Source organism: Capnocytophaga sp. oral taxon 324 str. F0483, from assembly GCF_000318315.2.
Classification (GTDB): domain Bacteria; phylum Bacteroidota; class Bacteroidia; order Flavobacteriales; family Flavobacteriaceae; genus Capnocytophaga; species Capnocytophaga ochracea.
In genome coordinates, this window is the sequence record NZ_KB291535.1 from 51,910 (window position 1) to 63,430 (window position 11,521).

The window sequence follows — 11,521 nt, forward strand, 5'->3', positions numbered from 1 at the left end:
GTTTCAAACTTTGTCAAAGTTGAAAGCTGTTATCTTTTTAGTCTTCCCTTGAATTAGAACCTATCGGGGTACTCGCCTTTATCTACGAGTTTTTGTATTTCGTTTTGTACCATTGCGAGGTCTTCGTGATAGGTCATACCGAACCAGTTGTCGTGATTGGGTAATACTTCTAATTTATATCCGTAATCCTTAATGGCGTGTTGTACTACCATAGGGATATAAAATTCGGATTTAGGGTCATCTTTATGTTCGGCTACAAATTCTTTGAAATAACGGTCGGCTATATCCAATACTTCGTGAGTAAATCCCCAGAAGTTCATAGATACGTAGGTGCTTAGGGGATACTCGGTGCCTGTAGCCTCATCGATAGCAGTAGTATTGCTGTTTTTGCGTAATTTGGTAGCTTCGTTGATAGAGAGTAGGTGGTGATTGGCGTCTACTTCGCAGATACCGCGTGAAACAGTTCCGTTTTCACTAAGGGTGTTTTTTAGTAGATATCCTCCTGAGAAGAACGTTTTTTCTTTACCAGCATTGAGCGCTTCGTACATTAAACGAAAGCCTTCTTTGCCATAGTAATCATCGGCATTGATGATGAGGAATGGGTTTTTTACAAACTCTCTTACACAAAGCATAGCGTGCCCTGTACCCCAAGGTTTTTTACGTTCGATTCCTTTTGGGTTAAAATCGTCTTGATATACATAAGTAATGGGCACATTATTGAATCGATTTTCTAAGTGTTGGCGTGCTAAATCGTCGATTTCACGACGGATAATGAGTACTACATCGTCGAAACCAGCTTGTAGAGCGTCGTAAATACCGTAATCAAACAAAGCGTTGCCATTGTGAATATTTTCTAACTGCTTGTCTGAACCAAAGCGACTTCCTAAACCTGCCGCTAAAATTACTAATGTTGTCATATAAAGTTAATTTCTTAATAAATAAAAGTCTTGATAAGTGAATGTACTTATTTTGCATCGGCAAAGATAGGGATAATTTTGTAATCTGGAAAAAAATATAACGAAATTTTTACGAAGAATTTAAAAATGCTTTCCGTTACTTGTTCTTTTATAAGAGTTTTGATAATGCCAATAATACCGATAATGTCAGTAATGCCAATTAACTTAGCCAAAGTTCAAACTTTGGCTAAGTGTTGTAGTGCAAAAGCGACACACCGGAGTTTTTCGGAGAATCTCGGGAGGACTTTGAAAGTCTCGGGAAGGGGAGTGAAAGGGGTGAAAATTTGAGGAGGAACGAAAGTTTTTGGAAGGATTTTAGAAAGGTTTAGAAAGATGTTGAAGGTATGGTTTAGTGTACTTAGCTTATAGAAAGCTTATAGGAAGCTTATACGAATCTTGGACGATTGGTATACAACGACTGTATTAAACGTTGAGAAACAGGCATTTAGGAGATGTTAAAGATATATTAAAACGAAAGCTAAGGTGTAGGGGTGCGCTTTCGTAATTTAGGGTGAAGGGCGTTTGGGGTAGGGGAGGGTTATACGAATAGTATTGGTAAATTAGTTTTTTTTGTTACCTTTGTGCTTTCATTGCTTATTAGCTTTCGCTTTTACTTATAAGTTATGGTATCAGAAAAAGATTTAGAAGCCTTAATGGCTCAGGTAGATGGTGCTGTGGATAGGCAGTACGACTTCATTAAAGAGATGAAGCAGATAAAGCAAACGCTTTGGGAACTGAAAGCCCAAATGCGCGCTACTTCGGTATTAACTTCGGCGGTACCCGCAGAAACGGCAGTGCCTGAGGGTATACGTGAGGCAGTAACAGAGACTCCCCCTGTGGAAACGGTAACTCCTGTTGAAGAACGAACCGTAATAAATACTGTGGCTGAGGAAATGACGGCAGCTGTTGTAGAGAAGCAAACGCCTGTTGCGACGGTTGCTGAAGCGGTGCAAGAAACTTCACAACCGAAACAAGAGACCCCTCCGATTACTTTTACAACAAAAACGAATCCGTTTGCGCCTAAAAAGAAGGTGAGAAATCCGTTTGAGCCGAAGCAATCTACTAACTGGGAGCGATTTATCGGTGAAAATTTGTTTAGCAAGATAGGGATAGTGATTATTATTATTGGGGTGTTTATAGGGGTGAAATACTCTATTCAGCACAACCTTATCAGCCCTGCAATGCGCTTGGTTTTAGGTTACTTAATGGGTATAGGGCTTTTTGTAACGGGAGCTATGCTCAAGAAAAAATATGAGAGTTTTAGTGCTATCTTGGTGAGTGGAGCAATGACGATTTTTTACTTCGTCACCTTTATTGCATATGCTGTTTTTGGTTATTTCCCGCAATCTCTTGCCTTTGTGCTGATGTTCCTCTTTACAGCCTTTACGGTACTTGCTTCGTTGAGCTATAACCAAGTGGTGATAGCTATTATAGGGCTTGTGGGAGGTTATGCGGTACCTTTTCTTTTGAGTAATAACTCGGGTCAGGTAGAAATCCTATTTGCGTATACAGCAATTATTAATATAGGTGTGCTGATACTTTCGTTTTATAAGCAATGGCGTTCACTGTACATTTCGGCGTTGTTCCTCACTTGGCTATTGTTGTTCTCGACGTGGGCATCGGCTTATCAGTACGACGATTTTGTACCTTACTTTGTATTTAATTTGGTAACGTTCCTCACTTTCTATGTTGCTTTTATAGCTCAGAAAATACACAGGGTACAGGAATTGGAAGCGGTAGATGTACTTTTGTTCTTGTTTAGTAGCTTGTCGTTCTACGCGATGGGTGTTTGGCTTATATTGGATTATTATCCTAATAATCGGACTTTTGTGGCGATGTTTACATTGCTTAACGCTGTATTTCACTTTTTGGTGGGTTATTATTTTCACCTCAAAAAGACGCCTTCTCAGGCTTTGAAATACTTAGTTTTGGTGTTGGCACTCTCATTTGCTACTTTGGTAATCCCGATACAGTTTAAAGGAACGTGGATAACTATCTTCTGGATAGCTGAAGCTACGTTACTCTTTGGGTTTGGACGTACTAAAAAAATGCCTGTGTACGAGCGAATTTCATACGCAGTAGTGATTTTGGCTACTTTCAGTTTGCTGATAGATTGGGGGAAAGGCTCTTATAGTATCTTTGATATGGAAGACGCGAGTGCGTATATCACGCCTTTTGCTAACTCGCTCTTTATTACAGGGTTACTTTATAGTGTGGCGGTAGGAGCAATGGCTTATATCAATGATAAATACAAAGAGACAGGGACGCTTAATAAAGTGTTGAGCTTTTTGTTCAATATTTTTTCGGTACTTATTTTGTATTGCACTTTTTACAGAGAGATAAGCGTGTTTTGCGATATGAGGGCTCTAAATCAAGACCCTGAGATTTACAACCATTATGAGGCATATCAAGACCTGAACACTTTTAAAGGAGTATGGCATATTATATACAGTGTGTTGTTTATTTCGGCTTATAGTTTTCTGAATGTGAAGTACCTGAAAAAGAAATTGTTGGCAGAACTACAAATAGGCTTAAACTTTTTGTTACTGACTATATTTATGACCTTGGGGCTTTACTATTTCAGTGAGTTGCGTGAACGTTATATGGAAGAAGCGCAGGAAGGAGGGCAGTTATCACTTTGGTTTTTAAATATTAGATATGTGGGTTTGCTCTCGCTGGTGGTATTAGGCAATAGCATTTATGCCCTCAGTAAGTTTTTGGAATTTAAAACAGGAGCAAGGCGTGTATTGGAAATGTTGTTGCATCTGGTTATTTTGTGGGTTGCTAGCAGTGAATTACTGCACTGGACAGATATATATGAATCGGTAGCTAATTATAAATTAGGTCTTACAATTTTATGGGGAGGTTATGCTATTTTATTGGTAGTATTGGGTATTTTTAAAAGGAAGAAATACCAGCGAATATCGGGTATTATATTGGTAGGTTTTACGCTGTTGAAGTTATTCTTTTACGATACTACCCACCTCGACACTCTTCATAAGACTATAGTGTTTGTACTGCTTGGGGTATTGCTACTGATAGCATCGTTCCTCTATAACAAATATACCAAAGAAATAGAGGGAGAGCAAAAATAAGAGGATACAAGATTAAAAAGAGAGAGAAAAAATGCTAAATGTGTATTATTTTTCCAAATAAGAAGAGAGAGATTAGAGGAGTTAGTTTTATTATAGTAAGCTGTAAATCAAACTAATAAAAGGCGAAGATTGTTGTAAGGAAAATTTTTTGATAAAAAAATACATATAATTAAAATAAAAGCATTACTTTTGTGCCATAATAACCAAAATTTAATTTTGTAATGATTAGAGATTATAGAGACATTAAGCTTACTGTACAACGTCCTACTCCTATTGACAAGGAGGTGAACTGGAATAAATCGTTGGTAGTGATTAGTGAAACTGATATTTATGGTCGTATTACCAATGTAAACGATGTGTTTTGCAATGTTTGTGGCTATAGTGCTGCGGAAATGGTAGGGCAACCACATAGTATCATTCGCCACCCTGATATGCCTAAACTGATTTTTAAATTGCTTTGGGATAACCTTAAATTGGGGAATAACTTTATTGGGGTGATTAAGAACTTAGCAAAATCAGGGGAGTATTATTGGGTAATCACCGATTTTGAAATGCGTAGAGATGGGGATGGGAATATCACACACTACATTGCACGCCGTAGATCGGTGCCCAAAGGAGTAATAGACAACTATGTAGCACCGTTTTATGATACGCTTTTGAAGCTTGAGAAGATAGGAGGAATGGAGCTTAGCACCCGTTTTTTCAAGAACTACTTAGCTAAACAAGGCAAGGATTATATTGATTTCATTATAGATATAATGAATGAAAATAGAGAAAATGTGTCTTTCGAAGAAAATCAAGTATCATCAGTAGATACTACACAAGTGATTTCAGATGATATTGTAACTATGAATGAGGCTCAAAACGAGAAACGCAAGAGTTTCTTTGGTAGATTGTTTGTGCAATAACTATCTAGAGCAACTTATGTGATTAACTAAAAAATTTAAAATAATATGTCAGAATTTAAAAGTGCTGTACCTACAATTGCAAGACTCACTCCTATTGACCGTGAAGTACAGTGGGATAAGACCAAAGTACTCATCAGTGAAACAGATGCGATTGGTACTATTACCAAAGTGAATGATGTGTTTTGTGAGGTATCACACTACACTGCTGAAGAACTCATAGGACAACCTCATAACTTGATACGCCACCCCGATATGCCAAAACTTATTTTTAAGCTTCTTTGGGATAACTTAAAGGCGGGAAATAACTTTGTGGGTGTGATTAAGAACTTAGCTAAAACAGGAGAATACTACTGGGTGGTTACTGATTTTGAAATGCGTCGTGATGCATCGGGTAATATTACACATTACATTGGCAGAAGAAGATCGGTGCCTGAAGCAGCGATTAAAGACTATTTGGCACCTTTCTATGATTCACTTTTGAAAATGGAGAGGATAGGGGGTGTAGAATTGAGCAGTCGTTTCTTTAAAAACTATTTGGCTAAGCAAGGGAAGGACTATGTTGACTTTGTGATTAGTATTATGTCAGAGGGTCAAACTAAATTTACAGCTGAAACTGTATCGGGCGTTGATAATAACAACGTGACAGTATCTGACGATATTTACCAAATGGATGACTCGAAGAATGAAAAGCGCAAGAACTTCTTCGAGCGTTTGTTTAACTAATAAAAATATTAGAGAGAGATAAGAGGGGAATAGAGGTAGACTCTATTCCTCTTTTTTGTGGCATAGGATTTGTTATTTATTGAGCGTGGATTGTCAATTGAAAATTATTTTATACTTTTGCCCCGACTAATTAATTCAATAACGAAATGGACTTAACAGCCTATCACTTTGTATCGCTGTTTCGCAATAATGTACAGCAATACCCACAGAAAGACGCTTTGATGGGAAGAGACGCTTCTTTTCATTGGAAAGGTATTACGTGGGAGACCTTAGGCAGTACCACAACCCTTTTATCTAAATCTCTGCTTTCATTGGGTATCCAGCCCCAAGAAACTGTAGGGATTCTTGCACAGAACACCCCACAATGGTCGCTTGCCGACCTTGCTTGCTTGCAAATACGTGCCATTCCGGTACCCATATATACTACAAACACCGCTGAACAAGCCCTCTACGTGATGAATCACGCTGAGGTGAAAGTGCTGTTTGTAGGCGATGAAAAGCAATACCACAAAGCTCTTGAAGTAGCCTCTCAGTGCCCCACTTTGCAAATGATTGTGGTATGTGATAACGAAGTGCCTCTTACTGAAAAACAGTATTCCATTCACTGGAATGACTTTTTGGTACTCGGTAATAGTCCGCAGTACGATACAGAGTTAGACAAGCGCATTGCAGAACGCAATTTAGACGACCTTTTTACGATTATCTACACTTCGGGTACTACGGGTGAGCCCAAGGGAGTAATGCTCACTTATGAGAATTTAGCTTTCCAAATGGTAGGACATACCGAGCGCTTATCTACCGTAGATAACACTGATACGTCATTGGCTTTCTTGCCACTATCGCACGTATTTGAACGCGCGTGGACGTACTTCTGCCTTTACAAAGCAATTACTGTTTATTACTTAGATGATACTAACTTAGTGCGCGAAGCCCTTGCTGAGGTACGCCCTACCTTGATGTGTGCTGTACCGCGCTTCTACGAAAAGATATTTGCCACCGTACACGACCGAGCTGACGCATCGTCATTTGTAAAGCGTAAGCTCTTCCGCTTGGCAATAGCTACTGGTAAACGTGTATTGGCATTACGCGAACAAGGTAAGAAACCGTCGTTTGTCTTACAGAAAGCTTATAACCTTTTTGATAAAATGGTGTATAAGAAACTGAAAGAGGCTCTTGGTGGACGCATTAAGTTTATGCCTTGTGGAGGGGCAAACCTCGAACCTAGTATCGGACGTTTCTTTCAGTCGATAGGAATTAACCTGAAATTGGGTTATGGGATGACCGAAACGACTGCTACTATATCTTGTTGGGGCGACGATCGTATCAACCCACAATCGGTAGGGAATGTAATGCCTAATGTACAAGTGCGGATAGGAGAGGAGAACGAGATATTGGTAAAAGGAGGAATGGTGATGAAGGGTTACTACAAGAACCCAGAAGAAACCGCCAAAGCTTTTACTCCTGATGGTTATTTACGCACGGGAGATGCGGGTAATTTGGACGGGAATAACAATCTCTTTATCACCGAGCGCATTAAAGAACTGATGAAGACCTCTAACGGCAAATACATTGCTCCACAGATGATTGAAGGCAAGGTTGGGAAGTATAACCTTATAGAACAAATAGCCGTGATTGCTGATGGTAAGAAATTTGTTTCTGCCCTTATTGTACCTAATTATGAGATGCTCTCACAAGCACTAAAAGACCTCAATATTAAGTGCAAAAACACGGCAGATATGATAAAGCATAGCCAAGTGATTGAGTACATAGGTAAGCAACTACAAAAATTTCAGAAAGACCTACCCGACTACGAGCAGATTAAGAAGTTTACGCTTCTGCCTTCGGCTTTCACTATTGAGCGTAATGAGATTACTCCTTCGCTTAAACTCAGAAGAAAAGTGATTTATGCCAATTATAGTCGTGAAATAGAGGCGATGTACAGATAAAGATATTAGAGACTATCCGTAAAAGCATTGTTGTATTTTCTTATTTTGTATCTTTGCGCCCGATTTTTAATATTATCGGCTAATCGAAGAGTAATTTGTATGAAAAGATTCTTATTTATGGCAATATTAAGTTGCCTTGGTCTTGTGTTTGTACAATGTACCAAAACCGACACAGAACGTGTAGAAATTAAAGGAGAACGCGGTGAGCGTGGCAACTTAATCCTCTCAGGAATAGGCGTGCCTGATGCTTCTCAAGGAACGATAGGCGATTATTATCTCGACCTATCTACAGCCAATCTTTATGGAGCTAAAACAGCAAAAGGCTGGGGAACTCCTATTTCTTTAAAAGGCTTAAAAGGTGATGCGGGAGCCGATGGTGCGAATGGTACTAACGGTCAAGACGGGAAAGATGCCTCTGTACCTCAAATAAAGAATGGCTTTTGGTATATAGGTGAAACGAATACTCATATTAAAGCCCAAGGAGAAAAGGGTACTGATGGTACTAATGGCACTAATGGTCAAAACGGTCTTACGCCTCATATAGGAGACAATGGTAATTGGTTTATAGGGAATCAAGATACTCATATAAAAGCTCAAGGAGACAAAGGAGACAAAGGAGAAACAGGTGCTACAGGAGCACAAGGACTTCCTGGTAAAGATGGCTCTAAAATATATTCAGGACAAGGCAAACCCGTGAGTCAAGGAATAGAAGGTGATTACTATATCGATACTGAAGCTAAAATATTCTATGGACCTAAAACCAATACAGGTTGGCCTTCTACCGGTATTTCTCTTACCGCTCAACAAATGAGTGACACAGACTATGAACTTAGCACTGACGGAAAAATATTGCTAAAATGGAAAAATGATAAAACACTTTTTATTGATATGAACACTGACCCTAAGCTAAAAGATGTAGAAATCATAGCTGACAATGCTTTTAACGCAGAAATAAATAAACTCACATACCAGTTGAGAACTTTTGTCATTGGGGATAAAGTAAAAGATATAGGGGCTAAGGCTTTCTATCTATGTACTAAATTGACAAGTGTAGAAGTATCGAATGAGAATATAAGAAGAGAGATTACAAAAATAAAAACGCAAACCTTTGCTAATTGTACTCATCTACAAAATGTAGATATTCCTTCGAGCGTTACTACTATTGAAGCAAGAGCTTTCACAGGTTGTAATAGACTTACAAGTGTTATACTTCCTGAAACAGTAAACAATATAGTAAATAATGCCTTTGGAAAGTGTGATAATTTGCATACCGTAATCATACGTAACCCTAATGCTTTTAGTATAGGCACTATGGCATTTAATCAAACACTATTGCGCAACATTTATGTCCCTTCCGGGAAAGTAGAGGAATATAAAACATTAAACCCTCAATACAAAGATTTTATCAAATAAGATATAAACAAAAAAAGCTACCAATTCGGTAGCTTTTTTTATTACCTTTTATCTTTTACCTGTTACCTGAATAAACGCTTCTTCCAAATTAAATGCTTGCACTTCGGTAATAAGGTTTTGAGGTGTGTCTTCTTTTAGCAATTGTCCTTCGTTTAAAATACCTACACGGTCACAAAAATCCTGTGCCTCTTGTAAATGATGGGAGGTGTAAAGTATCGACATTCCTCCTCTGTTCAATTCCTTTAAATAATCGATAATAATATTTTTGGATTGCACATCCACCCCCACTGTAGGTTCGTCTAAGAAAAGCACCTCAGGGCTGTGCAATATACCCGCCACCAAGTTGATACGGCGTTTCATTCCTCCCGAAAAATGAGCAATCTTCTTATTGGCAACTGAGGCTAAGGCTACTCGTTCAAGAGCTTCGTCAGTGAGTGCTTTTAGTTGTTTGCCTTTGAGTCCATACAGGCTACCGAAATAATGCAAGTTTTCGCGAGCGGTAAGCGTAGGATACAAAGCGTATTCTTGCGGAACCACCCCTATTTTATACCTAAGGCTTGTATCTTTATAAGTAAGTCCTACAATAGAAAAACTCCCCATCGTAGGTTTGATACTCCCAAAAAGAATAGACATCAAGGTAGTTTTTCCCGCTCCATTAGGCCCTAAAATACCATAAATTTCTCCTCTTCTCACCTTAAACGACACATCGTTTAAGGCAAGGCTAGTGGCTTCTTTATATTGTTTGCTGAGGTGGGTTACCTCAATGGCATTGGGGGGTGTACTCATATTCTCAAAAGCTAAAAAGCGGGGCAAGTTAGTCAAAATATTGCAATTAGCAAAGTTTTTTGTACATTTGCAGGGTTTTAATAGGTAACAAGTAACACAATGAACGAAAATGTAACGCTTAGAATAGCAATGCCTCAGGATACTCCTGCTATTTGGGCAATCCTATCTGTTGCTATTGAGCGTCGCAAAGCCGATGGCAGTAACCAGTGGCAAGACGGCTACCCTAATGAAGAGGTTATAGCTAACGATATCGCCCATCAATATGGCTATGTACTCACAGAAGGCAACGAAATATTAGGCTATGTTGCTCTCCTCATCAACAACGAACCTGCTTATGAGGCTATCAAGGGCAAATGGCTTACCAATGCCGACTTTATGGTATTTCATCGCGTAGCAATTTCGCCTGACTATTTGGGGCGTGGCTTAGCAAAGTTTCTTCTTCAAAAGATAGAAGAAATAGCTCACAATAAAGGCATTCCTTCTTTGCGAGCCGATACTAATTTCGATAATGCCCCGATGTTACACCTATTCGAAAAATTAGGCTATAAGTACTGCGGTGAAGTTACTTTCAGAGGTACTCCCCGCAAAGCCTTTGAGAAAAAACTATGAATCAAGAATTACTCACCTATTTAGAACATTTTATTACCGAAGAACGCAAGGAACGTTTTTTACAGGTAATAAGCGTGCGTACCAATCACTTTACGGTAGCGATGGAAGATGTATTCCAAATGCATAACACCAGTGCCGTAGTGCGCACTTGCGAAGTCTTTGGCGTACAACAAGCACACAGCATAGAAGGACGATTTGGCAAACGCATCGATGCCAAAATAGCAATGGGTGCTCAAAAATGGGTAGACGTCTTCCGCTATAACGATACCCAAAGTTGTATCGATACCCTCCGTGCCCAAGGTTACCAAATTGTGGCAACAACCCCACACAAAGACGCTTATTTCCTCAACGACTTCGATATTAGTAAAAAGAGTGCTTTCTTCTTTGGTACAGAAAAAGAAGGACTCTCTGAGCAAGTACTCTCACAAGCTGATACATATTTAAAAATTCCAATGGTAGGTTTTACCGAAAGTTTGAATATCTCGGTAGCGGTAGCCATTGTTTTGCAACAGCTTACTGATAAACTCCGCCGTAGCCAAGTAGCTTGGCAACTCACCGACGAAGAACGCCTCAGCACTCTTATCAATTGGACAAAGAAATCCATTCGCAACGTAAAAGATGTGCTAAAACGCTACGAAGAACTCACCGCTCAAAAATAAAAACCTTCAATAAACTTCCTCCTATCTTCGCATTAACTACAAGAAATCTTCATCATTTCTTTGTTCATTCTTTTCCTACTTGCCTGCCCTGCTACGACTGCCCGTGTGGCTTGCACCGTCTTTTGTATGAACTTTGCCAAAGTTTCAAACATTGCCAAAGTTGAACTCCACTAATAACCTTCTTTCTATCTCTATCTTAGATTCGCCTTACCTTCATCGTAGGTTCGTCTTTTGTTCATCATTCCTTCGTCTTTTGTTCGTTGTAGAGCCACTGTAGAGCCACTGTAGAGCCACTGTAGAGCCACTCATCGTTCGATTATCCTATAAGTTTTGTATAATCCTCTCCCAATTTCACCATTAACCATTAATCATTAATCATTAACTACGCTTCCCATTTTCTAATTTTCAAATTTGCTAATTTTCTAA

General features: G+C 39.1%; 10 protein-coding genes. 7 read left to right on the top strand and 3 right to left on the bottom strand.

What is annotated here, in order from left to right; all coding sequences use genetic code 11:
* Nucleotides 1–53 precede the first annotated feature (53 nt).
* Nucleotides 54–917 (bottom strand): sugar phosphate nucleotidyltransferase, encoded by an 864-nt coding sequence (locus tag HMPREF9072_RS10575; protein ID WP_009411711.1) that lies wholly within the window; start codon nt 915–917, stop codon nt 54–56.
* 47 nt (nt 918–964) lie between these two features.
* The gene (locus HMPREF9072_RS12375; protein ID WP_009411712.1) at nt 965–1,129 is read right to left on the bottom strand and encodes a hypothetical protein; all 165 of its coding nucleotides are present in this window, start codon (nt 1,127–1,129) and stop codon (nt 965–967) included.
* 450 nt (nt 1,130–1,579) lie between these two features.
* On the opposite strand from HMPREF9072_RS12375, the gene HMPREF9072_RS10580 reads away from it, so the two are divergent.
* The 5 genes from HMPREF9072_RS10580 to HMPREF9072_RS10600 all read left to right on the top strand — a co-directional run bounded on the left by HMPREF9072_RS10580 (nt 1,580) and on the right by HMPREF9072_RS10600 (nt 9,041).
* Nucleotides 1,580–4,051, top strand: a complete 2,472-nt coding sequence (locus HMPREF9072_RS10580; RefSeq protein ID WP_009411713.1) for a DUF2339 domain-containing protein — start codon at nt 1,580–1,582, stop codon at nt 4,049–4,051.
* A 221-nt stretch (nt 4,052–4,272) separates the two neighbouring features.
* Nucleotides 4,273–4,959 carry a PAS domain-containing protein gene (locus tag HMPREF9072_RS10585; protein ID WP_009411714.1) on the top strand — a complete coding sequence of 229 codons (687 nt, stop codon included), beginning with the start codon at nt 4,273–4,275 and terminating at the stop codon, nt 4,957–4,959.
* A gap of 45 nt (nt 4,960–5,004) precedes the next feature.
* Nucleotides 5,005–5,682: a PAS domain-containing protein gene (locus tag HMPREF9072_RS10590; RefSeq protein ID WP_009411715.1), complete on the top strand. Its 678-nt coding sequence runs from the start codon at nt 5,005–5,007 to the stop codon at nt 5,680–5,682.
* Between the two features lie 146 nt (nt 5,683–5,828).
* A complete protein-coding gene (locus tag HMPREF9072_RS10595) occupies nt 5,829–7,628 on the top strand; it encodes a long-chain fatty acid--CoA ligase (RefSeq protein ID WP_009411716.1) in 1,800 nt (599 codons plus the stop codon).
* A gap of 99 nt (nt 7,629–7,727) precedes the next feature.
* The gene (locus tag HMPREF9072_RS10600; protein ID WP_009411717.1) at nt 7,728–9,041 is read left to right on the top strand and encodes a leucine-rich repeat domain-containing protein; all 1,314 of its coding nucleotides are present in this window, start codon (nt 7,728–7,730) and stop codon (nt 9,039–9,041) included.
* A 48-nt stretch (nt 9,042–9,089) separates the two neighbouring features.
* Here HMPREF9072_RS10600 and HMPREF9072_RS10605 read toward each other — a convergent pair whose 3' ends face one another.
* Nucleotides 9,090–9,827 (bottom strand): ABC transporter ATP-binding protein, encoded by a 738-nt coding sequence (locus HMPREF9072_RS10605; RefSeq protein ID WP_009411718.1) that lies wholly within the window; start codon nt 9,825–9,827, stop codon nt 9,090–9,092.
* Nucleotides 9,828–9,926: 99 nt separating this feature from the next.
* Here HMPREF9072_RS10605 and HMPREF9072_RS10610 point away from each other — a divergent pair, with 99 nt between their 5' ends.
* Both HMPREF9072_RS10610 and HMPREF9072_RS10615 read left to right on the top strand, forming a co-directional pair.
* On the top strand, nt 9,927–10,436 hold the full coding sequence (locus tag HMPREF9072_RS10610) for a GNAT family N-acetyltransferase (RefSeq protein ID WP_009411719.1): 510 nt from the start codon (nt 9,927–9,929) through the stop codon (nt 10,434–10,436).
* Nucleotides 10,433–11,095 carry an RNA methyltransferase gene (locus tag HMPREF9072_RS10615; RefSeq protein ID WP_009411720.1) on the top strand — a complete coding sequence of 221 codons (663 nt, stop codon included), beginning with the start codon at nt 10,433–10,435 and terminating at the stop codon, nt 11,093–11,095. The genes HMPREF9072_RS10610 and HMPREF9072_RS10615 overlap by 4 nt, the downstream gene beginning before the upstream one ends.
* Nucleotides 11,096–11,521: the final 426 nt, after the last annotated feature.

Bases quoted from the DNA above. Each gene is read 5' to 3' on its own strand.
- HMPREF9072_RS10575 (WP_009411711.1), bottom strand. From the start codon at position 917: ATGACAACATTAGTAATTTTAGCGGCAGGTTTAGGAAGTCGCTTTGGT.
- HMPREF9072_RS10580 (WP_009411713.1), top strand. From the start codon at position 1,580: ATGGTATCAGAAAAAGATTTAGAAGCCTTAATGGCTCAGGTAGATGGT.
- HMPREF9072_RS10585 (WP_009411714.1), top strand. From the start codon at position 4,273: ATGATTAGAGATTATAGAGACATTAAGCTTACTGTACAACGTCCTACT.
- HMPREF9072_RS10590 (WP_009411715.1), top strand. From the start codon at position 5,005: ATGTCAGAATTTAAAAGTGCTGTACCTACAATTGCAAGACTCACTCCT.
- HMPREF9072_RS10595 (WP_009411716.1), top strand. From the start codon at position 5,829: ATGGACTTAACAGCCTATCACTTTGTATCGCTGTTTCGCAATAATGTA.
- HMPREF9072_RS10600 (WP_009411717.1), top strand. From the start codon at position 7,728: ATGAAAAGATTCTTATTTATGGCAATATTAAGTTGCCTTGGTCTTGTG.
- HMPREF9072_RS10605 (WP_009411718.1), bottom strand. From the start codon at position 9,827: ATGAGTACACCCCCCAATGCCATTGAGGTAACCCACCTCAGCAAACAA.
- HMPREF9072_RS10610 (WP_009411719.1), top strand. From the start codon at position 9,927: ATGAACGAAAATGTAACGCTTAGAATAGCAATGCCTCAGGATACTCCT.
- HMPREF9072_RS10615 (WP_009411720.1), top strand. From the start codon at position 10,433: ATGAATCAAGAATTACTCACCTATTTAGAACATTTTATTACCGAAGAA.